This is a genomic window from Mycobacterium sp. 360MFTsu5.1, assembly GCF_000383495.1.
Taxonomy (GTDB): domain Bacteria; phylum Actinomycetota; class Actinomycetes; order Mycobacteriales; family Mycobacteriaceae; genus Mycobacterium; species Mycobacterium mucogenicum_B.
In genome coordinates this window covers 242,879-269,494 of sequence record NZ_KB911464.1, presented here as the reverse complement: position 1 = coordinate 269,494, position 26,616 = coordinate 242,879, and the positions used below count along the sequence as shown (strand labels likewise).

Below are 26,616 nucleotides of genomic sequence, written 5' to 3'. Positions count from 1 at the left end.
GGAGAAAACGGACGGTGCCGTGAAGGTGCTGCTCAAGCCATATGCGGAAGGACCGATGACGCTACCCCGAATGCAGCCCGACCAACGCGACATTGCCGAGGCCCGAGACATCGTCGGCGCCGTGGCATCGGCGTTCTCACATCACGTCGTGGGCCAGGAGCACCTGCGTGAAACGATGCTCCTTGCGCTGCTCGGTGGTGGTCACCTGCTGATCGAGAGCGTGCCCGGTCTTGCGAAGACCACCGCGGCGCGCGTCCTGGCGGCGTCGGTCGGTGGCAGCTTCCGTCGCATTCAGTGCACGCCGGATCTGTTGCCCAGCGACATCATCGGCACGCAGATCTTCGAGGCCGACACCAACTCGTTCACCACCCAGCTGGGCCCGGTGCACGCCAACATCGTGTTGCTCGACGAGGTCAACCGCTCGAGCGCCAAGACGCAGAGCGCCATGCTCGAGGCGATGGAGGAACGTCAGACCACCATCGCCGGCGTCGAATACCCGCTACCCGAGCCATTTCTCGTCATCGCCACCCAGAACCCCGTCGACCAGGAAGGCACCTATCCCCTGTCGGAGGCCCAGACAGACCGGTTCATGCTGAAGGAGCTCGTGCACTACCCGTCGATCACCGACGAGATCGAGATCATCGACCGCATGGACGCCGGGAGATACGACCGAGCCCGTCACCCGGCCCCGGTGGTATCGCTCGACGACGTGCGCCGCGTGCAGGAGATCGTCCGCGCGGTCCACCTGGATCGTGCGCTCGTCGCGTACGCCAGCCGACTTGTCGACGTCACGCGCAGCCCCGCCCAACACCTACCGTCGCACCTCGCCCGACTCATCGAATACGGCGCGAGCCCCCGCGCAACCATCGCCTTCTGTCGGTCCGCACGCGCACTCGCCGTCATCCACGACCGCGGACACGTTGTGCCCGAGGATATTTCGATGCTCGCACACCGTGTACTGCGGCATCGACTGATTCTCGGCTTCGAAGCCGCGAGTGCTCGCATCACGCCTGACGCAGTGGTCGACGCGGTGCTGCAGACGGTCCCGGTGCCGTGAGGCCGACATGGGGAAACACCTCGACGCCGCGAAAATTCACATCGGCCGCGACCCGGGCAGTCTGCTGGAAGGCGGCCGCTACGCGCTGATTCACACCCGGAGCCTCGAGTTCGACGAACTTCGCCCCTACGTTCCGGGCGACGACGTCCGGGACATCGATTGGAAGGCGAGTTCGCGCTCCGGCCACACCCTGATCAAGCAGTTCGTGTCCGAGAAGCACCACAAGATCGTGGTGGTCGCCGACGCCGGCCGAAATGCGTCGGCGCTCGCGCCATCGGGAGAGCTCAAGAAGGACATCACCATGCACGTCATCGGTGCGATCGGGCTCATGACGTTGCGCCGATCCGACGAGATCGGCCTGGTCACGGGAGACCGCCGGGGTTGTATCGACACCCGACTGCGCCGTGGCGAGACGCACATCGAGCGGATGCTGCACCACTACCTTCAGTTGACGGGCGAATCACCCGCCCGCAGCGACCTGCTGGTCCAACTCCGCTGGCTTGCCACGCATTACCGCCACCGGCTGCTGGTGTTCATCGTGTCCGACGAGCCCGAGATCAGTGACGCGTTGCGAGACGTGCTGCGCTCACTGACCGCCCGGCACGACGTGCTGTGGGCGTTGGTGACCGACATGCCGCCAGTCGACTCCGGCACCGGCCGCAGCTACGACACCGCCGACGGGCAGTTCCTCTTACCGCCGTCCGCACTCGACCGCGCCGTCACCGAGGCGTACCGGCGATCGGAAGACGAACGGCGCCAGAGTCTTTCGGAGTTTCTGACCGTGTCCGGCGTACCACATGCGCGCATCGGTGCGAGCGCCCACATCAAATCTGCGTTGACGGCGATGACGGGGGTCTACGCACGTGCCAGATGACGATCTGCTGCGCTACGTGATCGGCCCCGAGCCCTATTCGGGGTGGTGTCCGTGGGCCTCGGCCGCGCTGATCCTCTGTGTAATCGCCTGGTACGCCTGGCTGTTCCTGGCGACGTCGGCGTCACGCCGGATCGGTGACGTCCGGTTGGTCCGCGTCGTACGGGACGAGCTGATCAAGCTGCGCGCGGTCCGGGACATTCGCGGCATCGCCCGGCGCCATCGGTCGGGCGACCTCTCGGCGCCGGCGGCCGGGGCGGCGCTGAGCCGGGAACTCCGCCGGTTCCTGCATGCGGCTACGGGGCTTCGGGTGCAGTACATGCACGTCGGTTCCATCGCGGCCGGCCCGGCGGGCGCCGCCGCACCGCTGCTGTCCGAACTCGTTGACGTGCAATTCAATCCATACTCGACCGTCGATGTCGACGAGGCCTGTGCAACGGCCGAAGGACTGGTCATGCGATGGAGTTGACCTGGCCGATTGCCGCGATCATCGGATGCGTCGCGCTGGCGGCGTGCGTGGCGTTCGCGGTGCTGTGGCCCCACCGCCACCGCCCCGGCGACGTGAGACCGCTCGCCAACACCGGCCGCCTGAGGCGGCTTCCCGAATATCGCCGGGCACAGCGCCGGAACACGATCTCGGTGTGGTCCGCTGTCGCGCTGCTCGCGGTGAGCTTCGGCGCCGCACTGGTGGCCACGGCGCGACCGACCGGGCTGCCGACGCTGGACCGCCGGTCCGAAGCCGCTGCGCCGCAAGACATCATGGTCTGTGTCGGCGCCCCGGTCTCTGACGCCCCCGTGACCGCGACGCTGCAGTACTTCGCCGACGCCGCTCGTAGGTTCAGTACGGAGCGGATCGGGCTGACGTCTGCCAATCGCCGTGTCGTCCCGTTGACTCGGGACTACCAGTACGTTGCCGCGGAGTTCACCGCCTATGGTCGTCAGATCAAGCGAAGCGACGCCAGACCTTTTGTCGCGCCGGTGCGTTACGCCGGATATACCCCGAACATCGGCGACCTGCTCGCGCTGTGCATGACCGGCTTCCCACCGGCCGCCAAGGATTCGGCAACGCGCCGGTCGCTCATCTACGTCGGGCCAGAGGCTTCCAGCGGCGAGGCCGGCCGGTTGTTCGACGGCGCCGCACTTCGAGACCTGGCAACCAGCAGCAAGATTCAGGTAAACGCACTCATCATCGGTGACGGCGCGGGCACGGTCTCCGAGCTCGTACACAACACCGGCGGCAGATCACACCCGGCCACCGACATCGGAGCGTCGTTGCGTGACATCACCCGCCATCCGCCTCCGGCGAATCGGACGAACGTTGCCGCCAAACCGGTAGAGACACCGGATGCCGCACTCCTGGTGGCGCTGCTCGCAGCGGGCGGCGCCGCATGGTGGCGCCGCCGGAGCACCGAACACGCCGGATGGCGGACCTGGCGCTGGGCCGGATTCGGCATGGCCGCGCTGCTGCTGATTGCTGCGGCCACGCGCCCCACGATCGGCGCGACAGCGCCACCGCCCCAGACCGCAGGCGCGCTCGAGCCGAATGTCTTCCTGGTCCTCGACCGTTCGTCGAACATGGCGGCACCGGGTCCCGACGGCCGCTCACGCGCCGCCGAGGCGAGCGCCGACATCGCGCAACTGGTCGACCGCTATCCGACCGCCCGGTTCGCCGTACTCGGATTCGCTTCCGGCCCGGCACTGGAGTGGCCGCTGTCAGCCGATGCGTGGAGTCTGAAACCGGTCGTGACGACACCCGTCACGTATCAGACACCGGAACTGTCGCATGTCGACGCCGGCGCGGCCAGTACGGTGCTGCGCTATCAGCTGCTCAGCGCGGTCCAGCAATACCCCGACGCCAAGAACCTCGTCTACTACCTCGGCGCCGGAACATCGGAATCCGCCACTCCGCAAAGGGAATTCGACCTGCCGGAAGGTGTGGTCGCCGGCGGGGCGGTGATCGGGTACGGCGACGACGCGGCCCCCACGCTGCGGACCGTGGCCCAGCAGATCGGGGTGCCGTACGTGCAGCGGGGCGAGGCAGGGCTGCCGGACACGGCGCTCACCGACGTCGCCCGCCCCGTCCCACAGGCCGCCGGCTCCGCGTACAGCGGGACGGAACTCTATTGGGTGCTCTCGGGGCTCGCCGCCGCGCTGCTTCTCATCGAGCTGTTCATGACGTTGCGGGAAGCCGCCCGCACCCGACTGGACCGGGTACGGCTATGACAACCGACCGACGCAGGCTGCGTCGCCGACTGCTCCTGGGCTCGGCACCGATCGTCGCGGCTGTGCTGATCCTCGCCGCGAAGCTGGGATCCGTCGCTGTCGTCGGCGACTCGGCGGTCACCGACTATGCGAACCGCGATACCGCCGCGCTGTCCGACGACGTCGCAATCCTGCGTCAGTTCAACGTGATCGAGCCGAACCGGACGTCGTACGCCGGCGGGAGTCTCGCGGTGCTGCAGCACCGGCTCCACGATGCCGACCGCGAATTCAGCCGAGCACTGGCGCAGACCGCGGCCGACCAGTCGTGCCCGGTTCGCGTCAACCTCGAGCTGATTCGGGAAACCCTCGGCGACCAAGCCGCCGCAGCGGACGACCGCGACGCCGCCGTCCGGCAGTACACCGCGGCCAGGGATGCCGTCACGCATGCGCCCACCACCTGTTTCGCGGGCAACGCCGATGCCGATACGCAGCGTCGCCGGATCCGCGCCGAGGCCCTGCCCCGGCTGGACGCCAAGCTCGCGGAGACCGGTCCGCCGCCGGCCGCGCCATCGCCATCGCCGCCTCCCGCGGCACCACCACCGCCGCCGCCACCCGCGGCCGGGGATGCCACGTCGACACTGCCGCCGCCCCTGCCGCCGCCTGACGGCGCCGACCCGTTGCAAGGACTGCAACAGATCTTGCGCGACGCGGCACGGTGACTGCAGCAGGTGTGCCTGCGGTGACGTCCGGGTATGCACCTTCGGTGAGTGACACCGCCCTGTTGATCATCGACATGTTCAACGACTACCGGCACGAGGACGGCGACGAACTCGCGGCGAACGTCGCCGACATTCTCGATCCGTTGCACCGGCTGCTGACGGCGGCCCGAGCACACGAAGGCGTGGACGTCGTGTACGTCAACGACAATCACGAAGACTTCAGCGTCGGCGGCGAAGGCATCGTCGACGCCGCGTTGTCCGGGCGCCACCCCGAGCTCGTCAAGCCGCTGGTGCCGGCGGACGGCAGCACCTTCCTGACCAAAGTGCGGCACAGCGTCTTCTATGCCACCGCGCTCGACTACCTCCTGCGGCAACGTGGCGTGACCACGCTGATCCTGACGGGGCAGGTCACCGAACAGTGCATTCTCTACAGCGCCCTCGACGGGTACCTGCGGCACTACGACGTCATCGTCCCACCGGACGCGGTCGCGCACATCGACCCGGAACTCGGCGACGCGGCCCTGAAGATGATGCAGCGCAACATGGCGGCCCAGATCGTCGAATCCACGCGGTGTCTGCCGTGACGCTTAGAGCGCGCGTGTACCGACGGTGACACCGGGTATGGGCTGTGTGTGAATACGACACCACCACCAACCCCCATGGACACCGTGGCCGAAGTGGCCGCTCGTCTGCGCGTGGATTCGATTCGATCCAGCACCAGCGCGGGCTCCGGTCATCCCACGTCGAGCATGTCGGCCGCGGATCTCGTCGCCGTACTGATCAGCCGCCACCTGCGGTATGACTGGCGCGATCCGGCCGCCGTCACCAACGACCACCTCATCTTCTCGAAAGGTCACGCGTCGCCGCTGCTGTATTCGGCCTTCGCGGCCGTCGGTGCGATCACCGACGAAGAGTTGATCGACGGCTACCGCCGGTTCGGGCAACGCCTGCAAGGTCATCCGACACCGGTACTGCCGTGGGTGGACGTGGCGACCGGTTCACTCGGCCAGGGCCTGCCGGACGGCGTCGGACTCGCGCTGGCCGGGAAATACCTCGACGGACTGCCCTACCGGGTCTGGGTACTGTGCGGTGACAGCGAGATGGCCGAAGGCTCCATGTGGGAAGCACTCGACAAAGCGTCCTACTACAAGCTCGACAACCTGGTCGCCCTCATCGACGTGAACAGGCTGGGACAGCGGGGCCCGACGGACCTCGGCTGGGACGTCGCGGCCTACGAGCGGCGCTGTCAGGCTTTCGGCGCGCGGACCGTCGTCATCGACGGCCACGACCTCACCGCGATCGACGACGCGATGGCCGGCGTGGCCGCTCCGGATGCCGTGGACCGGCCGACGGTGATCATCGCCAAAACCATCAAGGGCAAAGGGTTTTCGGAGGTGGAGGACAGCCCGGACTGGCACGGCAAACCGTTGCCCGAAGACATGGCCGAACGGGCGATTGCGGAACTCGGTGGCCGGCGCCGACTGATCGTGCGCGGCCTCGAGCCACCGACGCCCGCGCCGGCAGAGGAATGGGACGCCGTCGAAGCCGTGGACCTCTCCGGTTACCAACTCGGTGCCGACATCGCCACGCGCAAGGCCTACGGCGACGCGCTGGTGTCGGTCGGCAGCCGCAACCGTCATGTGGTGGCACTCGACGGCGAGGTCGGAAATTCCACCCACGCGGGCGAATTCGCGCGAGCATTCCCCGACCGCTACTTCGAGATGTTCATCGCCGAACAGCAGATGGTGGCCGCGGCCACCGGCCTGAGCGTCCGCGGATACATCCCGTTCGCCTCCACGTTCGCCGCATTTCTGACGCGCGCCTACGACTTCATTCGAATGGGCGCGATCTCAGATGCGAACGTGAAACTTGTCGGTTCCCATGCGGGTGTCGAGATCGGGGCGGACGGCCCGTCACAGATGGCACTTGAGGACCTGGCGATGATGCGCGCCGTCCACGACGCCGTCGTGCTGTACCCGAGCGATGCCACCAGCACGGCCGCCCTGGTGCAGTCGATGGCCGAGACCCCGGGAATCTGTTACCTGCGCACCACGCGCGGCGCCTACCCGGTGCTGTACGACGCCACCGAGGAGTTCCCGGTGGGCGGTGCCAAGCTCTTGCGCGCATCCGATCACGATGACGTCACCCTGATCGGCGCAGGCGTGACGGTGCACGAATGCCTCAGCGCCGCAGAGCAACTCGCCAGCGAGAACATCACCGCGCGGGTCATCGACTGCTACTCGATCAAGCCGATGGACACCGCCACCGTCGCCGCGGCTGTCGGCGCCACCGGTGGGCGCGTCGTCGTCGCCGAGGACCACCACCCCGAGGGCGGTCTCGGATCGGCGGTGCTCGACGCCCTCGTCGCGCACGATCGTGCCGAGATTCGCCTCGCGCATCTGGCAGTCCGCGGGATGCCCGGGTCCGGCACGGCACGCGAGCTGCTTGCCTGGGCGGGCATCGACGCGGACCACATCCAGGAGGCCGCGACGATGTTGATCGCCAAGAGCGTGGTCGACAGCACGCCGCGCTGAAGATCGGACTTGCGACAATGGGACACATGGTCGAGCAGAGCCTGTGGATGCAGAAAGTCGAAGCCGATCCCGGCCACTCGCAGTGGTACATCGAACGCTTCCGGGCGCTCGCCCGCGCCGGTGAGGACCTCGTCGGCGAAGCCCGCCTGATCGACGCGATGGCATCACGCGGCGCGCGCATTCTCGACGCCGGCTGTGGCCCCGGCCGGATCGGCGGTTACCTCGCCGCGGCCGGGCACGACGTGGTCGGGGTGGATGTCGATCCCGCTCTCATCGCGGCCGCCGAACAGGATCACCCCGGGCCGCGCTGGCTGGTGGGCGACCTCGCCGAACTCGACCTGCCGGCCCGCGGTATTCCGGAGCCGTTCGACCTGATCGTGTCGGCCGGCAACGTCATGACGTTCGTCGCCCCCAGCACGCGCGTGCAGGTGCTCTCCCGACTCCGTGCCCACCTGGCCGACGACGGCCGCGTGGTGATCGGGTTCGGCGCCGGCCGCGACTACGAGTTCGGTCAGTTCTTCCAGGACGCCAGCCAAGCCGGTCTCACCCCGGATCTGCTGCTGTCGACCTGGGATCTGCGGGTCTTCACCGACAAATCCGACTTCCTGGTCGCGGTCCTCATCCCGATTGCGCCCCGGTAGCGTGGCACCGGTGAACTTCTCCCGCGTGTCCTCTTCCGTTGCCCTGACCGCCTGCGCCGCATCTCTCGCCGTCGCCCTCACCGCGTGTGGCTCCGACGAAAAGCCGGCGGCGGCGACCACGACTCAGGCACCGTTGGTGACCACCACCCCGAGCCCGGTGACCGCCCTCGACAACTCCACGACCGCAGCTGCGCGCACCTGCCCGACGGCAGAAGGACAGGGCGGATCGCCCGAGTGGACGCTCAACGGCGCCACCGGCAGCGTTGCCGTGACCGGATCCACCGATACCGCGGCCCCGGTCGTCACCGTCAAGGGCCCGTTCAGCGTGAACCAGACGCAGGTGCAGACGCTGAAGGCCGGCACCGGCCCCGTCGTCCCCGAAACCGCGACCGTCTCGGTCTGCTACGCGGGCTTCAATGGCCGGGACGGATCGAAGTTCGACAGCGCCTACGACCGCGGCGCGCCGGCCACCTTCTCGCTCCTGCGCGTGGTGCCCGGCTTCCAGAAGGCCATCGCCGGACAGAAGGTCGGCTCCACGGTCGCCGTCGCGATGACGTCGGCCGACGGCTACCCCGACGGCCAGCCGAGCGCGGGCATCGAGAAGGGTGACTCGCTCGTCTTTGCGATCAAGATCCTCGACGTGTCGAACTGACCGTCATGCTGCGGCGGTGCGGCGAACCTGTTATCAAGAACTTGGTTCATCGTTACCGCGAAACACCGTCGAGCAAAGGTGGCCCCGACCTCAACTGACGCCACAATGGAAGCGTTGGAGTGCCGCGCTGGGGAGGACAGCGCCGCATGTCAGTTGGTCGCCGCTGCCGCGACGGGAGGATATATGCGCAGCTCAGTCGGCACCGTCACCGTCGTCATGGTCGCGGTTCTGACCGCAGGATGTGGTAGCACCACGGGCACGGCCGTGCCCGTGACCACGCCGCCGATGGTGGCCCGGCCCCTGGTCGAACGGGAACTGGACGGTCTGCTGCTCAGCCCCGAACAGGTCAACGCGACCATGGGGTCTGCGGCCATGACGGTGCTCAGCGCCCAGGCCACCATGTCGGACAACAGCGCCACGATGGCGCCGCCCGAGTGCCTGGTCATCGACGGCGCCGCCGAAGCGGCGGTGTACGCCAACAGCGGCTTCTGGGCCGAGCGCGAGCAGAGCATGAACGACGGGGACAAGTTCACCCACTACCTGAAGCAGGCTGTCGTCCTGTTCCCGACGCAGGACAAGGCGCAGGAGTTCTTCAACGCGTCAGCGCAGCTGTGGCCGGCGTGCAAGCAGTACACGCACACGCAGAGTCAGTCGCAGTGGTCCGTCGGGCCGATCACCAACGCGCACGACACCCTCAGCGTCGTCTCGACAGAACAAGACGCGGCCGCACCCGGTTGGGCGTGCGGCCGCGCCTTGGCACACAAGAACAACGTCATCATCGACATCAACACGTGCAGTCCCGATCCGGCGGACACGGCGGTCCAGATTGCCAACCAGATCGGCACCAACGTCGCGGCACGATGGTGACGGCGGTGGCTACCCGCCGTTGGTGACGGGGTTCGACGTCAGCGGGATGAAGCCGTCGTTGATCCAGACGCCCCACCGGCCACCCCACGCCGAGGTCCACACGACGGGCTGACCGTCCCAGACCTCAGCCGGCTTCTTCGGGGCCCACGGCGGGACCTCCTCGCCCAGCCCGGGCGCCGGTGGCGGCGGCTGCGCGGCGGCCAGCGGCACACCGAAGCCGAGCGCGGCCGCGGCGAGCGACCCCGCGACGGCGGCGGCAGACAAGGTCTTCTTGATCGAGGTCATGCACATGCTCCCCTGCGTAGACTGCGATTACTTAGCGTATGTAATCACATTACGCCGTCGAGTCAGTGCGATGGGGTGGGCGCGAATCCGGCGGCCGGCGGCGGCGCGCCGGGCGCACCCGGTGCCGGTGTGGCCGGAGCGTCGTAGTACCCGGGCGGCGGCGGACCGTTCAGCGGGTAGTAGCCCGGAGGCAGCGCCGGTCCACCGGTCTTGGGTCCGGTGTCGACGATCGGGTTCGACGACGCCGGATCGGTCAGTGAGATGAACCCTGGTGGCAGTTTGGGCGCAGGGCCGGCACCCGCCGGAGCCCCGGACCCGCCGTCCTCGGGCACCATGGTCAGCTCTGCCAGCGGATTTCCACTGTGGAACGTGTGCCAAAGGTCCCGGATGTAGCCGAATTGACCTGGTGTGTTCCCCGCACCGTACTGCGGGTTCTCAATCTCGGGGACCGTCGGAGCGCCGATCGGCGGCGCGGCCACCGGGCCGCCGGGACCGCTCGCAGGCTCCACGACCGGCTGGCCCGGAGGAGGTGTCGTCGGTGTGGCCGGGTCCGCCGCAGCCGGACCGGCCGCCGCGAGCGCACCGGCCAGCAGCATGCCGCCGACGATCACCGGCGGTCGAAAACGCTGTCGCTCGGTCTTCAAAATGCTCGTCTGTCCTTTCACCGGCGTCCGTAACGGGTCAGGCTATCGCGTGTACCGGCCCCCGTCATCTCGTTCGGGCCTGAAAAGCCCGGTACGCCGACCTGATTTCGTCGACCCGCGCCGCAGCTATCCCCCACGGTTTCTCGACGCCGACGCGCTCATCGAGGTCCCACAGCACGCAATTCTCACCGGGACCGGCGACCTTTTCCCAGGCGATGACCGTCCGCCGGAGTTGCTCGTGCATCGGCTCCGACACCGCACCGGCGGGTGCCCCGCCTTCCGGATGATGGTGCAGGAACTGGCCGTAGGCGGCGTCGCAGAACGCCGAATACCTTGCGGTGCAGAGGATCAGGCCGTGCCAGGCCTCATCGACGGCGTGCGACGGCATACCGATCACCTGACCGTCGCGCATGGCCGCCCCGCAGCACCGCAACCACTGCCGCAGGCCCTCCGTCACGAGATCCCGTGGCTGCCAAGGGCACGTCTTGTACACCGCGTCCGGCAATTCGAGATCCGCCACCGCGGCGTTCATCTGGTCCAGCGGCCCCTGACGCGTGAATCGCACCCTGCAACTCTAGGTCGGGACTGTCGCCACCGTGGCCCGTCGCCGGGCTTCCCAGCGCCGCAGCGCCACCCGGCACGGCTCCTCGAGCAACGCGTAACTCACCGCGGCCACCGCGAAGCCGAACGTCGTCGTCAGGACCATCACCACCGGCAGCGCGCCGGGGAACGTCGTCTGCCCGAGCATGGCGAGCACCATGTCCAATGCGGCGAGATGCCACAGGAACAGTCCGTACGACCACCGGCCGAGCGTCACCATCGGGGCACCGGCCAGCACGCGATGCCGGCCGTCCGGGGTGTCCAGGACCAGCGGCGCCAGCAGCGCCCCGGCGATCACGGCGCCCAGCGCGGTCCGCACGATGAACTGTCCGAGGGTGGCGTGGTGGTGTGCCCCGGGCATCGCCAGCGGCGAAGCCGCGACCAGGAACGCGACGACCGCCACGAGCATCAGGATCGAACGCTGCCGCGCCAACCGGTGCAGCCAGCCGTACGGCCGGAACATCCACTCTGCCAACAACATCCCGACGGCGAACCACGACGCGTAGGCCGGTAGCCAATTCAGCGGATTGGCTCCGTGATACGCCGGGATCGGCAGATAGCCCCAGCCGAAACTGAGCAGCGCCACGCCCGTGATGACCGGGACCCGCAGCCGCAGCGACAGTTTCGCGACCAGGAGCGCCAGCAGGGGCACCACGAGATAGAAGGCCATCTCGACCGACAGGCTCCACATCTGGGTGAGCCCGGCGATCAGCGTCTTGGGAACGAAGACCTGGGTCAGCGTCAGGTTCGCGATCCACACCGTGCGGTCCGCGCTGCGGGCATCCGGCAGCAGGGTCAGCACCGTGACCACCGTCAGCAGGTACGCGGGCATGATGCGGACCAGCCGGGAGCGGTAGTAGGGCGCCACCTCGGGTTCGGCCCGCAGCCCGTGCGCCGCGGCGGCGTGACCGCGCCACAGCAGGAAACCCGACAACGCGAAGAACACGGCGACCGACAGGTCGAAGCGGGCCAGCAACCGGCCGACGACACCGTCGGTGTAGCCCGTCTGCAACGCCACATGCGTGAGCACGACACCCAATGCCGCCGCCGCCCGCAGCCCCTCGACCGCAGGCAGGAACCCTCGGGTCCCGCTGACGGGCTCGGGGGCAGGGGCGGTCATGCGCCCAGTGTGCCCGAGAAGTGCGCTCAGCTACCGAAAAGCCCGGCATCGACGACCCGGATCACCGGTGCGCCGTCCTCGTCGGACGCGGCCAGGTCGACTTCCACGTCGATACCCCAGTCGTGATCGTGCGCCGGGTCGTCCAGGATCTGACGGACCCGCCACACGCCGGGCGCCCGGTCGAAGATCAACATGGCGGGCCCGCGGGCGTCGGCCCCGGTGCCGATGTCCTCGTGCTCGGCGAAGTACTGCTCTCCCACCGCCTCCCAGCGCTGCGCCGTCCACCCCGATCCGGAATCCAAGGCCCCGAGTTCCGCCCAGCGGCGCCGGGCCCACAGCTCCACGCGCCGGAACAGCGCGTTGCGGACCATCGCGGTGAATGCCCGCTCGTTGCCGGTCAGCGGCCGCACCGGCGCCATGACCGCGACCTCGTCGACCTGATCGGTGCTCGTCAACTGCTCCCATTCATCGAGCAGGCTCGAATCGACCTGGCGCACAAGCTCACCCAGCCACTCGACGATGTCGGTGAGCTCGTCGGTGCGGGCGGCCGCCGGCACGCCGGAACGCAGCGCCTTGAAGGCATCCGACAGGTAGCGCAGCACCGCGCCCTCGGTTCGGGTCAGACCGTAGGCGCTGACGTACTCCTTGAACGTCAGCCCCTGCTCCCACATCTCGCGCACGACGGACTTCGGCGCCGGGTGCCCGTCGGCCGCCCACGGGTTGCTCCGGCAATACACCTCGAAGCAGTGCGTCAGCAGATCGTCGAGCGGACGCGGGTAGGTGATGTCGTCGAGCAGTTCGATGCGTTCGTCGTACTCGATGCCCTCGGCCTTCATCGCCGCGACGGCCTCGCCCCGGGCCTTCTTCAATTGCGCCGCCAGGATCTGGCGCGGGTCCTCGAGGGTCGCCTCGATCACCGAAACCACATCGCGCGCAAAGGTATCCGAATCCGGGTCGAGCAGTTCGACAGCGGCGAGCGCGAACGTCGACAGCGGCTGGTTGAGGGCGAAATCCGGCGGCAGGTCGACCGTGAGGCGGTACCGGCGCCCATCCGGTTCCGGTTCGGCCAGACGTTCCAGCACCCCGGCCTGCAGTAGTGAACGAGCAATACCGACCGCCTCGCGGATGTGCCGCAGCTGCCGTTTCCGTGGTTCGTGGTTCTCGCTGAGCAACCGGCGCATGGCCAGGCAGGGATCACCGGGACGGTCGACGACGTCGAGGATCATCGCCGTCGACACCCGCATGTTGCTCGTGAGCGCCTCGGGTGCGGCCTCGACGAGCCGCTTCATGGTGTTCTCACCCCACGGCACCATGCCCTCGGGAGCTTTGCGGCGCACCAGCTTCCGCCGCTTCTTCGGATCGTCGGCGACCTTGGCGAACTGCTTGAGGTTCTCGACCTCGTGCTCGGGAGCCTGCACGACGACGGTGCCCGCGGTGTCGTAGCCGGCCCGTCCGGCGCGGCCGGCGATCTGGTGGAACTCGCGGGCGTTGAGCAGCCGGGTTCGGGTGCCGTCGTACTTCGACAGCGCCGAGAAGACGACGGTGCGGATCGGCACGTTGATGCCCACGCCGAGAGTGTCGGTGCCGCAGATGACCTTCAGTAGCCCGGCCTGGGCGAGCTGTTCCACCAGGCGCCGGTACTTGGGCAGCATGCCGGCGTGGTGCACGCCGATGCCGTGCCGAACCAGCCGCGACAGCGTCGAGCCGAACGCCGTCGTGAAGCGAAAACCGCCGATGTGGTCGGCGATGGCGGCCTTCTCCTCCTTGGTGCTCACGTTGACGCTCATCAGCGCCTGCGCCCGCTCGAGCGCGGCGGCCTGCGTGAAATGCACGACGTAGATCGGCGACTGCTTGGTCTGCAGCAGGTCGGCGATGGTCTCGTGCATGGCGGTCGTCGCATAGCTGTAGAACAGCGGCACCGGGCGTTCGGCGCCGGCGACCAGTGCCGTCGGCCGGCCGGTACGCCGGGTGAGGTCCTCGCGAAGGACGGTCACGTCGCCGAGAGTCGCCGACATCAACAGGAACTGGGCCTTGGGCAATTCGAGCAGCGGCACCTGCCACGCCCAGCCGCGGTCGGGGTCGCCGTAGAAATGGAACTCGTCCATCACCACCAGCCCGATGTCCGCCTCGGCGCCTTCCCGCAGCGCGATGTTCGCGAGGATCTCGGCGGTGCACGCGATGATCGGCGCCCCCGCGTTCACCGCCGCGTCGCCCGTGAGCATGCCCACATTCGCGGCGCCGAAGACGTCACACAATGCGAAGAACTTCTCGCTGACCAATGCCTTGATCGGCGCGGTGTAGTAACTGCGGCGGTTCGCGGCGAGGGCGAAATACACCCCGCCCGTGGCGACCAGCGACTTGCCGGAACCGGTCGGCGTCGCCAGCACGACATTGGCGCCGCTGACCAGTTCGATCAGGGCCTCCTCCTGCGCCGGGTACAGCGCGGTCCCCGACGCCTCGGCCCACACGGCGAACGATGCCAGCAGTTCGTCGGGGTCAGCGCCCGTCGCGCGCAGCGCGGACAGGTCGGCGGGGTCGTCCAAGAGGGATATGCGGGGTGCCATCGTGGACACCAGCCTGCCCGATCACCGGACGCGCGTCTGCGGCGGGCAGGCTGCGCGCAGGCAAGATGGCTCGTGTGACGTGGTTGATCCCCGACGCGCTCATCGTGGCGCTGTCCCCCATGGCGGTCCTGCCGCCGGTGCTGCTCCTGCTGTATTCGGACCGGCCCCGCAGCACCGGCCTGACCTACCTGTGCGGGTGGCTCGCCGGGATGGCCGCCGTCATCAGCGCGGTGGTGCTGGTGTCGCCCGTCGGTCGGTCGCACGCCGCCGCGACCAGTTCCCGGTTGCAGCTCGGCATCGGCATCGTGCTGATCGTGCTCGGTGTCGTCACGTGGCTGCGGCGCGCGCACTACGCGCAGGCGACGGGCTGGCTCACGCGGCTGCAGTCCGCGTCGCCAGTGGTCACGGGTGTCACCGGGCTGGTCTTCGCGGTCGCGAACCCGAAGTTCATCCTGGCGTGCGTCGCCGGCGGTGTGGCCATCGACGCCCTGCTGACCGCGCCCGCCGAAAAGGCCGGTGCCATCGGCTTTTTCGTCGTGCTGGCCGGATCCACCACTGCCGCGCCGATCCTCGCGCACCTCGTCGCCTCGCGGTACGCCGACAAGGGCCTGGAGCGGATGCGCCACTGGGTACAGGAACATACCGCCGCGATCACCGCCGTGACGCTCACGGCCGTCGGCTCGCTCCTGGTCGTGGTGGCGTCATTGTGAGATACCTGATGGCCGCGGTACTACTGGTGGGGCTCACGATGGTCCCCACCGCCGCCGCCGATCAGGTCGCCCGGCTGCGGCCCGTCGTGCTCGAACGGATCGACCACGACACCGTCGCCTTCACCGAGGGCATGTTCGTCGAGGGCGCAACGCTGTACGAGAGCACGGGCCTCGAAGGAAAATCCGAACTGCGTGAGCTCGACGCCGGCACGGGCCAGCTGCGGCGCGCGGTCCCGCTGCCGCCGGCGTATTTCGGCGAGGGCATCGCCGACGCCGGCGCGCACCTGTGGCAGCTGACGTACGAGAACGGCGTCGCCATCGAGTGGGACAAGGCCACGCTGACGATGCTGCGCGAGGTGCCGCTCGACGGTCAGGGCTGGGGCCTGTGCCGCGCGGGCGACCGGCTGATCCGCAGTGACGGGTCCCCGGTTCTGCGCATCCATCGTCTCGGCGACATGCGCGAAACCGGCACCCTGGCGGTGACCTACAACGGAATTCAGGTGTCGGGGCTCAACAGCCTCGACTGCGTCGGAAACCGGATCTGGGCCAACGTGTTCCCCACCGACCAGATCATCGAGATCGACGCCACCACGGGCGTCGTCACCGCCGTGGCATACGCCACCGGCCTGCGCGACGCCGCCTGGCAGGGCGACATCGGGGTGCTCAACGGCATCGCGCATCTCGGCGGGGCGAGCGGCAACGGGCAGTTCCTGGTCACGGGCAAGTACTGGCCGGCGGTCTACCGGGTGCGGTTCGAACCGGCGACACCGGCGGAAATTCAGGTGCGCTGACGGCGGCCGGGTGTGACGATCAGCGCCATGCCGAGTTCACTGATCGAGGTCCGCCGTCAGTACAGCCAGTCCGACGAGGTCGCCATCATCGATGCCGTCCACGCTGCACTGGTCGCCGCGTTCCAGATCCCGGTCGGCGACAAGCACGTCCGGCTCCTCGTCCATGAGCCGCACCGGTTTTCGCACGCGCCGCATCTCGCGCATCCCGAGCGGTACACCCTGGTGACCGTCGACTGTTTCGCCGGGCGGTCGGTGGACGCCAAGCGCGCGCTGTACCGCGAGATCACGGGCCGCCTTGCCGCCTTCGACATTCCGGCCGACCACATCACGATCCTGCTCCGCGAGAGCGCGCTCGAGAACTGGGGTATCCGCGGCGGACAGGCCGCCTGCGACGTCGCCCTCGGGTTCGATGTGAATGTCTGATCGCGTATTCACGGCAGCCCCGCGGCGATAGGCTCGGAGAGCTCATCGGAAACCAGCTCAGCAAGGAGCAGTCCATGACTCTCGAAGCAGTTGCGACGTCGTTCGAGCAGAACGTCGCCGACGTGCAGGAGTATTTCGACAGCCCCCGTTTCGACGGCATCACGCGGCTCTACACCGCGCGGCAGGTCGTCGAACAGCGCGGCACCATCCCGTCCGACTATCCGGTGGCCCGGCAGGCCGCCGAAGCGTTCTATCCGCGGCTGCGCGAGCTGTTCGCGCAGAAGAAGAGCATCACGACGTTCGGGCCGTACTCCCCCGGCCAGGCGGTGGTGATGAAGCGGATCGGCATCGAAGGCATCTACCTCGGTGGCTGGGCCACGTCGGCCAAGGGCTCCATCAGTGAGGACCCCGGGCCCGACCTGGCCAGCTACCCGCTGAGCCAGGTGCCCGACGAGGCCGCCGGGCTGGTGCGTGCCCTGCTGACCGCGGACCGCAACCAGCAGTACCTACGCCTGCAGATGACCGAGGAACAGCGCGCGGCCACGCCCGCGATCGACTATCGGCCGTTCATCATCGCCGACGCCGACACCGGTCACGGCGGAGATGCCCACGTACGCAACCTGATTCGCCGTTTTGTCGAGTCGGGCGTCCCCGGCTACCACATCGAGGATCAGCGGCCCGGCACGAAGAAGTGCGGCCACCAGGGTGGCAAGGTGCTCGTGCCCTCGGATGAACAGCTCAAGCGCCTCAACACCGCGCGCTTCCAGCTGGACATGATGGGTGTGCCGGGAATCATCGTGGCGCGCACCGACGCCGAGGCCGCCAACCTCATCGACAGTGCCGCCGACGAGCGCGACCAGCCGTTCCTGCTGGGCGCCACCAATCTCAACATCCCGTCGTACAAGTCCTGTTTCCTGGCGATGGTGCGCCGCTTCCACGACAAGGGTGTCACCGACCTGCGCGGGCACCTGCTCTACGCGTTGCCCGAGGGCCAGTACGCATCCGCCGACGCCTGGCTGGACAGTCACGGCATCGCGGGCCTCATCGACGAGGCGGCCGCCGCCTGGGACCAGAACTCCGGGCAGTCCGTCGACTCGGTGTTCGACAAGGTCGAGTCGAAGTTCGTCGAGGCGTGGCAGGCGGATTCGGGCCTGAACACCTACTGCGAGGCCGTGGCCGAAGTGCTGCAGTTCCGGGCCAAGGAGGGTGAGGCCACCACGGTGAGCCCCGAGGAGTGGCGCAAGTTCGCAGCCCGCGCGTCGCTGTATGCGGCTCGGGAGAAGGCCCGTGAACTGGGCGCCGACGTGGCGTGGGACTGCGAGCTCGCCAAGACCCCCGAGGGCTACTACCAGGTGCGCGGCGGCATCCCGTACGCGATCGCGAAATCCCTTGCGGCCGCGCCGTTCGCGGACATCCTGTGGATGGAGACGAAAACCGCGGACCTGGCCGACGCCCGGGAATTCGCGGAAGCCATCCACGCCGAATTCCCCGACCAGATGCTGGCGTACAACCTGTCGCCGTCGTTCAACTGGGACACCACCGGCATGACCGATGACGAGATGCGGGCGTTCCCAGAGGAACTCGGCAAGATGGGCTTCGTCTTCAACTTCATCACCTACGGCGGCCACCAGGTGGACGGTGTGGCGTGCGAGGAGTTCGCGACGTCCCTGCGACAGGAGGGCATGCTGGCGCTGGCCCGGCTGCAACGCAAGATGCGGCTCGTCGAATCTCCTTACCGCACACCGCAGACGCTCGTCGGCGGGCCGCGCAGCGATGCCGCGCTGGCCGCGTCGTCGGGCCGCACCGCGACCACCAAGGCAATGGGTGCCGGCTCCACGCAACACCAGCACCTCGTCCAGACCGAGGTGCCCAAGAAGCTGCTCGAAGAGTGGCTGGCCATGTGGAGCGACCACTACCAGATCGGAGAGAAGCTGCACGTGCAGCTGCGGCCCCGCCGCGCCGGTTCCGACGTCCTGGATCTGGGTATCTACGGCAGCGGCGACGAGCCCTTGGCCAACGTCGTCGTCGACCCGATCAAGGACCGCTACGGCCGCAACATCCTGACGGTGCGCGACCAGAACACCTTCGCCGAGAAGCTGCGGCAGAAGCGCCTGATGGATCTGATCCATGTCTGGCTGATCCACCGCTTCAAGTCGGAGATCGTCTACTACGTGACGCCGACCGAGGACAACATCTATCAGACCGAGAAGATGAAGTCGCACGGCCTGTTCAGCAACGTCTACCAGGAGGTCGGCGAGATCATCGTCGCCGATGTGAACAAGGCGCGGATCGACGAACTGCTGGCACCGGACCGTGAGGCCCTGGGCCGCTTGATCCGCAAGGAGGACTAGACGGTCTGGTCGCCACGGTTCACGCCTGAGCCGTGGCGACCGCCGGTTCCTCTTCTGCCGCACCGAAGATCGCGATCGCTACCGCACCGGCGACCGCGGTGGCGAAAGCGACCCCGACCAGCCACCCGAGTCCCGGCTTGGCCACATCACCCAACAGCAGGACGCCGACCACGCCGGGAATCACCGTCTCCCCCATGACGAGTGCGGCGGCCACACCGTTCACCGAACCGATCTGCAGTGCGACGGTGAAGAGGTAGAAGCCACCGCCGCCGGCGACCACGACCGCCCACGCCGCCGGGTCGGAGATCAGCACGTCCAACCGGAACGGGTCGAGCCCGTGGACGATCCGGACCGCCACCGCCATGGCGCCGTACAGCACGCCGGCGATCAGCCCGGCCGGAACCGCCGCCTTCTTGCCGAGCACCTGGACGAGTACCACCCCGAAGACGAAGATCAGCACCGCGGCCGCCAGCACGCTCCAGTGCATGTGCCGGCCCGGCACCTCCGTGCCGAGTTCACCGGCGCTGAAGCCCAGGATGCACAGTGCCACAAGGACTATCGCGATCGCAGCCCAGTCCCGCGCGCGCAGCCGCACTCCGAGCACCAGCACACTCAGGACGGCGGTCACCGCGAGATTGGCGCTCATGATGGTCTGCGACAGGAACAGTGGGATCAGCCGCGCCGACACCAGGCTGCCGAGAAATCCCAACCCGTCCAGCAGCATGCCGACCAGGAACAGGGGCGTCAGGATCGCCGTCACGGTCGAGCGCAACGTCGGACCGGTTTCGGCGGCCTCGCCGTCTCGACGTGCGGCACGGGACTGCAGGACCGACGCGGTGCCATAACTGAAACAGGCGACCAGCGCCGCGAGGACGCCGATCAGCATTGCGCGGCTCCGGCTCGGGTGACCCGACGATTGACGGACATCGGCCAATTGTAGGGAGCGCGACCTGACCGGCCCGCCCGCACGAGGTCCGGGGCGTACTCCCCTTGCCCAAATCGAGACCCACTACATACGTCGGGCACAGCTGATCCACAACCTGGCGGCGTTGCATGGGCAAGCCGGAGCTCGATGGCTTCCGCCGACAACCGAGAACGGAGACGATTCACGATGAAACCACCGAAAATGATTGCGGGCCTGGCGGTCGCGGGCTGCCTGACCGCCGGCGCGCTCGCGCTGGGCACCGGTGTCGCCAGCGCCGACTGGGGCCCACCACCACCGCCGCCCGGCCCCGGCTGGGGACCTCCGCCACCGGACCACCACTGGGGACCTCCGCCGCCACCGGCTTGGGGCCCGCCGCCGCCACCGGCATGGGGACCGCCACCGCCACCTGGAAACCCACCGGGCACCTGGAACGGCGGCTGGGAACCGGACGGCGGAGTGTGCCTGTTCGGCGCCTGCATCTAGGCGGTGCAGTCGGCCGCGGAAACCGAAAGCCACCACCTAAGGCGAGCACAGGCCATACATAGGGTGACTAACGATAATGGCTACAGACCGAGAAACAGCGAGCGCCGCAACGTTGTTGTAGCAATCGATTGAGTCGAGGAGTGGAGTAGATCATGAAATCGATAAAACTCATTGTTGGTTTGGCTCTCGCCAGCGGCGTTGCCGCCGGAGCCGTCGGACTGGGCGCGGGTACCGCGAGTGCGGATACCGGCATGGCCCCGGTGCCGGCGCGCTGGGGTCACGGCCCAGGCTGGAACGGTCCGGGACCCGGACCCGGCTGGGGTCCGCCGCCGCCGCCCGCTTGGGGCTGGAACCCGCCGGGCACCTGGAACGGCGGCTGGGAGCCTGACGGCGGATTCTGCATCTTCGGCGCCTGCATCTAGCTCAGTCCGATTGCGGACGCGGCGCGGGCAGCTCCAGCAGGAGCCTCGCGCCGCCGAGCGGACTCTGCGTCAAAGACGCTGTGCCACCGTGCAGTTCGGCCTGCTGAGCCACCAATGCCAGACCGAGACCCGAACCCGAATGTGACGCGGTGGATCCTCGCGCGAAGCGATGGAACACCGCGTCACGCTCGTGTTCCGGTACGCCGGTGCCATTGTCGTCGATGGCGATCTGCACCCCGTCGTGCGAGCTGACGGCGGACAACTGCACCCGCGTCGCGCCACCATGCTTGACGGCGTTGGCGATTGCGTTGTCGACGACCAGCCGCAGCCCGACGGGCAGCCCCAGCATCAGCACCGTCGGGGACGGCACGAGAGCGACGTTGAGGTCGGGGTACACCCGCACCGCGTCGTGTGCGGCGCGGTCGAGCAGCTCGGTGATGTCGACGGGCACCAGGTCGTCAGCCGTGGTGAGCTCTCCCTGCGCGAGCCGTTCCAGCGCCGTCAGCGTCGCCTCGATGCGGCTCTGCGTGCGCATGACGTCGCCGATCACCTCGGCGCGCTGCTCCGCCCCGAGGTCCAGCGTGGACAGCACCTCGAGGTTGGTGCGCATAGCGGTCAGCGGTGTGCGCAATTCGTGCGATGCCACCGAGGCGAAGTCGCGGGCCGATTCCAGCGCGGCCTTGGTGCGCTCCTGCTCCTCGCCGATGCGGGCCAGCATGCCCTCGACCGCCTCGGCGATCTCCACGGCCTCCGAGACGCCCCGCACGTGGACCTCTTCCGGCTTCGACTGGGAATTGATCTGCCGGGCCTGCTGGGCGAGCTTGCGGAACGGGTTGATCATCACGAACCACATCGAGCCGCCGACCACGAACGTGCCGACGATGATGCCGCTGCAGATGGCCAGAATGCGGATGTGCAGGTTGCGAATCTGCCGCTGTGCCTCCGCCAGCGGTGCGCCCAGCGCGATCGACGCCGAACCCGTGGTGACGGTGCGGACCCGGTACTCGACGCCATTGATCGTGGTGGTGGCATACCCGGCCTCGAACTGCGGCAGCACGATCTCCGGCGGCATCGAGACCGTGGCGGCGCCGATGCGGACGGTCTGCACCAGTGAGCCCTCGGACTGCGGCGTGCCGGTGGGGTTCTGCCGGGCGATGCTCAGGAGGGTATTGACGTCGGGCAGGCTGCTCAGCGAGTCCAGCCGCCGATCGAGCTGGCTGTACTGGTCATTGGTGACACCGATCCACACCCAGGTTCCGATGATCAGCACCGTCGCGACCACCGACAACGCGGCGACGACGACGATGGCTCGCAACGACAAAGCCGGTATCGGTAATCGCAGCTGCACCAAGTCATCATGCCCGATGCAGAAATGCGGACGGGGCGCGTGCCCCTGGCACACGCCCCGTCCGTCGAAGAGCTGGTGTTACTTGGCGGCAGCCAGCGCCGCGTCGTAGTCCGGTTCCTGGGCGATCTCGGGCACCAGTTCGGTGTAGACGACGTTGCCGTCGGCGCCGATCACCACGATGGCGCGGGCGAGCAGGCCGGCCATGGGGCCGTCGGCGATGGTCACGCCGTAGTCCTCACCGAAGCTGTCGCGGAACGCCGACGCGGTGGTGACGTTCTCGATGCCCTCGGCACCGCAGAAGCGCTTCTGCGCGAACGGCAGGTCCTTGGACACGTTCACGACGGTGGCGCCGTCGGCCGCCGCCCGCTCGTTGAAGGTCCGCACGCTGGTGGCACACACCGGGGTGTCAACCGACGGAAAGATGTTGAACACCACGGACTTACCGCTGAACTGGTCGTTGGTGACCGGACCCAGGTCGGCTCCGGTCAGGGCGAATGCCGGGGCCGCGGACCCGACAGCGGGCAGCTCGCCGACGGTGTTGATGGGGTTTCCACGCAGGGTTATCTGTGCCATACCCGACAGTCTGTCAAGACTGCGTCACGCCCGCAGCGCTGGGGTGCTGCTGCGGCCGCTACTGCCACTCGATGATGCGGCTCAGGTACGGGTCCATGCCATTGGTGCGCACCGGGCCCACTGTCACCGAGGGCTCGGTGCCCTCGATCATCTGGCCGTTGCCGACGAACAGCGCGACGCTCTGCGAGCCGGCCGGCCCGTAGAACAGCAGGTCGCCCGGCAAGGCCTGATCCGCGGTGATCTTGCGACCGACCTTGTACTGCTCGCCCGACGACCGCGGCAGCTTGATGCCGACGCCGGCGAACGCGTACTGCACCAGACCGGAGGCATCGAAGCCCGGCGTGGTCGGCGCTGGCGTGAGGGCGCCCGCGGTCGGCGACGGGCCGAACAGACCCGACAGGCCCGGGATGATCGCGTTGGTCTGCGGCGCTGCCGCCGGCTGCGCGACACCCATCGGCTGCAGGCCGACCTGAGGCGCCGGCTGGGTCACCGGAGCGGCCGAGGTCGTGACGCTGGCCGGCGGCAGGCTGGGGCCGTTGGCATTACCGCCGCCATAGACGAACGGCACCCCGCGCTGCGACAGCGCGCGCTGGATGACGAAGTCGATGGCCTGCCGGTGGGTGCCGCCGGTCCAGGTGCTGTCGGCCGACGCGAGGGGCGCCGACACCAGCGGAGCTGCCACCGCCATGGGCGCCGCCAGCAGTGCCGCGCTCGCCACCGTCACAATGATCCGCCGCATCTCGGCCACCTCTCGTCGTGCGCCACCGGCACACGACGCTGCGTGGTCTACGCAGGGGTCGTGACCCCGGTGGTCCCTCTCGTCACAAATTTCACTAACGTCACTTTTACCCCACGCGCGCGTCTTATCCCACATAAATGCAGGTCAGCGCGCGATCTTTATCGAAAATGTGATCGAAAGGTGATCCAGGGCGGCCAAATTCGGCGCTGCCGGTGACCCGCACCACTCCCGGTCGAAGGCGCCGGGCCGCACCTCTAGGCTTGCGCCATGGCAGCGATCCTGACGGTGAATCTGGCGGTCCCTCGACCCAGCCCCGACAAGGATCAGCTGAGCACCGGAATCGACAAGCGCCCGACGTCCGAGCCGGTACCGGTCCGCGCCCCCGGCCCCATGCACGGCGGCCTCGGCAGCGGTCTGGTCGGCGACACCATCGGCGACCAACAGTTCCACGGCGGTGACGACCAGGCGGTGTACGCCTATGCCCGCGAAGACCTCGATGACTGGCAGGTGCACCTCGACCGCGAGCTGGCCAACGGCTCGTTCGGCGAGAACCTGACCACCGCGGGGCTCGAGGTGAACAATGCCCTCATCGGCGAGCGCTGGCAGATCGGCGACGGCGGCCCGCTCCTGGAAGTGAGCCGGCCCCGCATCCCGTGCCGCACCTTCGCCGAGTGGCTCGAAATCCGTGGCTGGGTCAAGACTTTCACCACACGGGCCGTGCCCGGCGCCTACCTGCGGGTCGTGACGCCCGGAGTGCTCCGTGCCGGGGCATCGATCACGGTGGTCTCCCGCCCGCCGCACGACGTCACCGTCGCGATGGTGTTCCGCGCCCTGACCCTCGAACCGGACCTGCTACCGCGGCTGCTTCCGGCCGACGCGTTGCCCGAGGCCATCAAGGACCGGGTCCGCCAGCGGGCGAACCAGCACTAGTCACGCAGCACGGCAGCCGCCGCGAGTCCGGCGACGACCTGCAGCCCCACGATGACGGCGGCCACGGCCGCCCACCCGGCGGTGTCGAAGGCGATACCGCCGACCCATCCGATGACACTCGACCCGGCGTAGTACGCCAGGTTGTACAGCGAGCCGGCCTGCGCCTTGCCCACCGTGGCCAACTGGCCGGTCCAGCCCGAGGCCGTGGCGTGCGCGCCGAAGAACCCGGCGGTGGCGACCAGCAGACCGGCGAGGACCGCGAACACGTTGTGGCTCAAGGTGATCACCACACCGATCCCCATCACCGCGACACTGCCCAGCAGGACCCGGCGCCGGCCGTACCGGCTGGCCGCGGCGCCGGCCCACGCCGACGCCCAGGTGCCCGCCAGGTAGGCCACGAATACCAGGCTGACGACGGTCTGCGGCAAGCCGAACGGCGCGGCGCTCAGCCGGAAGCCGAGGAAGTTGTACATCGCGACGAACCCGCCCATGAGCAGGAAGCCCTGCAGGTAGAGCACCAGTTGCCTGGGGTTGCGCAGGTTGGCGGCGAGCCGGTGCACCAGAGGGCCCTCGGTTTCCTCGTCGGCCGGGACGAAGCCCTGAGGTTCGGGAGCCAGCCGCATGAAGCCGACAGCTGCTGCGCTGCAGAGCAATCCGACGACGAACATGGCCCACCGCCAGTCGGTGAACTCGGCCACCGGAGCGGCCACCAGGCGGCCGAGCAGACCGCCGATGGTGGTGCCGGCGACGTAGGTGCCCGCGGCCCGGGCGGCGTGGCCGGCCTCGATCTCCTCGGTCAGGTAGGCCACCGCGATGGCAGGCACTCCCCCGAGCGCCAACCCTTCGGCGAATCGTCCGGCCAGCAGCAGCTGGAATGTCGGGGCGAACGGCACCAGCAGCGCCAAACCCGTTGCCACACAGACCGAGTAGGACATCGCGCGCACCCGGCCGATGCGGTCGGCGAGCGTCGACCAGCCGATGACACCGAGCGCCAGACCGATCGTCGACGTCGACACCATGAGCGCGGAAGCCGCCGCGCCGGTATTCAGGCTGCGCGCGATCAGCGGCAGCACCGCCTGCGGCGAGTACAGCTGCGCGAACGTCGCCACGCCTGCGCAGAACAGCGCGCCCAGCAGTCTGCGGTACTCCGTGGAACCGCGCACATGGCCGGTCCAGACGGGCGCATCAACAGTCACGAACGCAGGCTAGGAACGCCCGAGTTCATGTGTCCAATACATTAGTTTGGGTAAATTCATGCGTTTCGTGCATCAGATGCCGTCGAGCTCACCAGCTCGGCGAATCGTGCTGCGGCAGGCGACAATTCGCGGCCCTTGACCCACGCCATGCCGATCTCGCGCTTGACCCGGGTATCGGACAATGGGATGTAGATCACCGCCGGATCACCGCGACCGGGCCGCGGCACCGGTACCACGGCGACGCCGAATCCCGCCGCGACCAAGCCTTCCATCGTCGGAATCTCCATGGCTTCGAACGCGATCTCGGGCGTGATGCCGCTCTCGGCCCACACCTGATCCGTCAGCTGGCGCAGTCCGAAATCCGCCCCGAGTGCGATGAAGGTCTCGTCGGCCACCTCGCTCAGGCGCACGCGGGCACGGCCCACCAATCGGTGGTCGGCGGGCACCGCCAGGCACAACCGTTCGACGTACAGCACGCGCCAGATGCACGGGACCTGCGTCGGCCGCGGCGACGTGATCGCGACGTCGGCCTGCCCGGTACGCAGCCGTTCCGCGATGTCGTGTGCCGCACCCTGGAACAGCTCGAAGCGCACCGCCGGGGCCAGCGCCCGGAACTGCCGAAGCACCTCCGGCACAAACCAATTCGCGGCCGAATGCAGAAAAGCCAACCGGACCAGGCCGCTGTCCGGATCCAGCAGTGCCGCGATGCGGCTCTGCGCCGCATCCATTTCCGCAATGCTGCGGCGGGCGTGTTCGAGCATGATCTGCCCGTACCCGTTCAGTCGGAGCCGACGGCCGGTGCGGTCGAAAAGCGGTGTGCCGACCTGGTTTTCCAGCCGGGCCAGGGCCCGGGACAGGGTCGGCTGTGCGACGCCCAACTCTGCGGCGGCATCGGTGACATGCTCGGCCTCAGCCAGGACGACGAACCAGCGGAGTTCGTCGAGGAGCACGAAAAGCACAGTACCCCGT

The 26,616-nt window shown here is 68.4% G+C and carries 28 protein-coding genes; 17 read left to right on the top strand and 11 right to left on the bottom strand.

Features of this window, described 5'->3' with window-relative positions:
- The first annotated feature begins 55 nt into the window (after positions 1–55).
- The 10 genes from H289_RS0108130 (at position 56) to H289_RS0108080 (ending at position 9,543) form a co-directional block, all read left to right on the top strand.
- A complete protein-coding gene (locus tag H289_RS0108130) occupies positions 56–1,057 on the top strand; it encodes an AAA family ATPase (protein WP_029104944.1) in 1,002 nt (333 codons plus the stop codon).
- 7 nt (positions 1,058–1,064) lie between these two features.
- Positions 1,065–1,931 carry a DUF58 domain-containing protein gene (locus tag H289_RS0108125; RefSeq protein ID WP_020100274.1) on the top strand — a complete coding sequence of 289 codons (867 nt, stop codon included), beginning with the start codon at positions 1,065–1,067 and terminating at the stop codon, positions 1,929–1,931.
- Entirely contained in the window at positions 1,921–2,397 is a 477-nt protein-coding gene (locus tag H289_RS0108120; protein WP_020100273.1) for a hypothetical protein, read from the top strand. Before H289_RS0108125 ends, H289_RS0108120 begins: the two co-directional genes overlap by 11 nt.
- Positions 2,388–4,151, top strand: a complete 1,764-nt coding sequence (locus H289_RS33350) for a VWA domain-containing protein (RefSeq protein ID WP_020100272.1) — start codon at positions 2,388–2,390, stop codon at positions 4,149–4,151. Before H289_RS0108120 ends, H289_RS33350 begins: the two co-directional genes overlap by 10 nt.
- Positions 4,148–4,849 carry a hypothetical protein gene (locus H289_RS0108105; protein WP_020100271.1) on the top strand — a complete coding sequence of 234 codons (702 nt, stop codon included), beginning with the start codon at positions 4,148–4,150 and terminating at the stop codon, positions 4,847–4,849. The genes H289_RS33350 and H289_RS0108105 overlap by 4 nt, the downstream gene beginning before the upstream one ends.
- Before the next feature lie 44 nt (positions 4,850–4,893).
- Positions 4,894–5,433, top strand: coding sequence for a cysteine hydrolase family protein (locus H289_RS0108100; protein ID WP_020100270.1), 540 nt, complete (start codon positions 4,894–4,896; stop codon positions 5,431–5,433).
- A 93-nt stretch (positions 5,434–5,526) separates the two neighbouring features.
- Entirely contained in the window at positions 5,527–7,383 is a 1,857-nt protein-coding gene (locus H289_RS0108095) for a transketolase (protein ID WP_231387973.1), read from the top strand.
- A 26-nt stretch (positions 7,384–7,409) separates the two neighbouring features.
- Entirely contained in the window at positions 7,410–8,024 is a 615-nt protein-coding gene (locus H289_RS0108090; protein WP_029104942.1) for a class I SAM-dependent methyltransferase, read from the top strand.
- Between the two features lie 25 nt (positions 8,025–8,049).
- Positions 8,050–8,676 (top strand): FKBP-type peptidyl-prolyl cis-trans isomerase, encoded by a 627-nt coding sequence (locus tag H289_RS0108085; RefSeq protein WP_036420355.1) that lies wholly within the window; start codon positions 8,050–8,052, stop codon positions 8,674–8,676.
- 183 nt (positions 8,677–8,859) lie between these two features.
- The gene (locus H289_RS0108080; RefSeq protein ID WP_020100266.1) at positions 8,860–9,543 is read left to right on the top strand and encodes a sensor domain-containing protein; all 684 of its coding nucleotides are present in this window, start codon (positions 8,860–8,862) and stop codon (positions 9,541–9,543) included.
- A gap of 9 nt (positions 9,544–9,552) precedes the next feature.
- On the opposite strand, the gene H289_RS0108075 is transcribed toward H289_RS0108080, so the two are convergent.
- From H289_RS0108075 to H289_RS0108055, 5 genes are all read right to left on the bottom strand, one after another.
- Positions 9,553–9,828 carry a hypothetical protein gene (locus tag H289_RS0108075; protein ID WP_020100265.1) on the bottom strand — a complete coding sequence of 92 codons (276 nt, stop codon included), beginning with the start codon at positions 9,826–9,828 and terminating at the stop codon, positions 9,553–9,555.
- Positions 9,829–9,890: 62 nt separating this feature from the next.
- On the bottom strand, positions 9,891–10,472 hold the full coding sequence (locus H289_RS30020) for a hypothetical protein (protein WP_231387972.1): 582 nt from the start codon (positions 10,470–10,472) through the stop codon (positions 9,891–9,893).
- A 64-nt stretch (positions 10,473–10,536) separates the two neighbouring features.
- The gene (locus tag H289_RS0108065; RefSeq protein ID WP_020100263.1) at positions 10,537–11,037 is read right to left on the bottom strand and encodes a UCP032817 domain-containing protein; all 501 of its coding nucleotides are present in this window, start codon (positions 11,035–11,037) and stop codon (positions 10,537–10,539) included.
- A gap of 9 nt (positions 11,038–11,046) precedes the next feature.
- Positions 11,047–12,192, bottom strand: a complete 1,146-nt coding sequence (locus H289_RS0108060; protein WP_020100262.1) for an acyltransferase family protein — start codon at positions 12,190–12,192, stop codon at positions 11,047–11,049.
- 26 nt (positions 12,193–12,218) lie between these two features.
- Positions 12,219–14,756 (bottom strand): DEAD/DEAH box helicase, encoded by a 2,538-nt coding sequence (locus H289_RS0108055; RefSeq protein WP_036420315.1) that lies wholly within the window; start codon positions 14,754–14,756, stop codon positions 12,219–12,221.
- A 74-nt stretch (positions 14,757–14,830) separates the two neighbouring features.
- Here H289_RS0108055 and H289_RS0108050 point away from each other — a divergent pair, with 74 nt between their 5' ends.
- From H289_RS0108050 to aceA, 4 genes are all read left to right on the top strand, one after another.
- Positions 14,831–15,466, top strand: a complete 636-nt coding sequence (locus H289_RS0108050) for a GAP family protein (protein ID WP_020100260.1) — start codon at positions 14,831–14,833, stop codon at positions 15,464–15,466.
- Between the two features lie 8 nt (positions 15,467–15,474).
- On the top strand, positions 15,475–16,257 hold the full coding sequence (locus H289_RS0108045; RefSeq protein ID WP_196810000.1) for a glutaminyl-peptide cyclotransferase: 783 nt from the start codon (positions 15,475–15,477) through the stop codon (positions 16,255–16,257).
- Between the two features lie 27 nt (positions 16,258–16,284).
- Positions 16,285–16,680 (top strand): tautomerase family protein, encoded by a 396-nt coding sequence (locus tag H289_RS0108040; RefSeq protein WP_029104939.1) that lies wholly within the window; start codon positions 16,285–16,287, stop codon positions 16,678–16,680.
- Between the two features lie 74 nt (positions 16,681–16,754).
- On the top strand, positions 16,755–19,031 hold the full coding sequence (gene aceA, locus H289_RS0108035; RefSeq protein WP_020100257.1) for an isocitrate lyase ICL2: 2,277 nt from the start codon (positions 16,755–16,757) through the stop codon (positions 19,029–19,031).
- 19 nt (positions 19,032–19,050) lie between these two features.
- Here aceA and H289_RS0108030 read toward each other — a convergent pair whose 3' ends face one another.
- Positions 19,051–19,917: a DMT family transporter gene (locus H289_RS0108030; RefSeq protein WP_020100256.1), complete on the bottom strand. Its 867-nt coding sequence runs from the start codon at positions 19,915–19,917 to the stop codon at positions 19,051–19,053.
- A gap of 225 nt (positions 19,918–20,142) precedes the next feature.
- Here H289_RS0108030 and H289_RS32300 point away from each other — a divergent pair, with 225 nt between their 5' ends.
- Complete coding sequence (locus tag H289_RS32300; protein WP_081633345.1) at positions 20,143–20,439, top strand: hypothetical protein; 297 nt, start codon at positions 20,143–20,145, stop codon at positions 20,437–20,439.
- A 152-nt stretch (positions 20,440–20,591) separates the two neighbouring features.
- Entirely contained in the window at positions 20,592–20,861 is a 270-nt protein-coding gene (locus tag H289_RS30015; protein WP_036420313.1) for a hypothetical protein, read from the top strand.
- Position 20,862: 1 nt separating this feature from the next.
- On the opposite strand, the gene H289_RS0108025 is transcribed toward H289_RS30015, so the two are convergent.
- From H289_RS0108025 to ripD, 3 genes are all read right to left on the bottom strand, one after another.
- A complete protein-coding gene (locus H289_RS0108025; protein ID WP_225433824.1) occupies positions 20,863–22,209 on the bottom strand; it encodes a sensor histidine kinase in 1,347 nt (448 codons plus the stop codon).
- A 78-nt stretch (positions 22,210–22,287) separates the two neighbouring features.
- Positions 22,288–22,782 carry a thiol peroxidase gene (gene tpx, locus H289_RS0108020; protein WP_020100254.1) on the bottom strand — a complete coding sequence of 165 codons (495 nt, stop codon included), beginning with the start codon at positions 22,780–22,782 and terminating at the stop codon, positions 22,288–22,290.
- A 58-nt stretch (positions 22,783–22,840) separates the two neighbouring features.
- The gene (gene ripD, locus H289_RS0108015; RefSeq protein ID WP_029104937.1) at positions 22,841–23,521 is read right to left on the bottom strand and encodes an NlpC/P60 family peptidoglycan-binding protein RipD; all 681 of its coding nucleotides are present in this window, start codon (positions 23,519–23,521) and stop codon (positions 22,841–22,843) included.
- A gap of 267 nt (positions 23,522–23,788) precedes the next feature.
- On the opposite strand from ripD, the gene H289_RS0108010 reads away from it, so the two are divergent.
- Positions 23,789–24,451 carry an MOSC domain-containing protein gene (locus H289_RS0108010; RefSeq protein WP_020100252.1) on the top strand — a complete coding sequence of 221 codons (663 nt, stop codon included), beginning with the start codon at positions 23,789–23,791 and terminating at the stop codon, positions 24,449–24,451.
- On the opposite strand, the gene H289_RS0108005 is transcribed toward H289_RS0108010, so the two are convergent.
- Both H289_RS0108005 and H289_RS0108000 read right to left on the bottom strand, forming a co-directional pair.
- Positions 24,448–25,647 carry an MFS transporter gene (locus H289_RS0108005; RefSeq protein WP_029104936.1) on the bottom strand — a complete coding sequence of 400 codons (1,200 nt, stop codon included), beginning with the start codon at positions 25,645–25,647 and terminating at the stop codon, positions 24,448–24,450. The genes H289_RS0108010 and H289_RS0108005 overlap by 4 nt on opposite strands.
- A gap of 56 nt (positions 25,648–25,703) precedes the next feature.
- A complete protein-coding gene (locus H289_RS0108000) occupies positions 25,704–26,597 on the bottom strand; it encodes a LysR family transcriptional regulator (protein WP_029104935.1) in 894 nt (297 codons plus the stop codon).
- Positions 26,598–26,616: the final 19 nt, after the last annotated feature.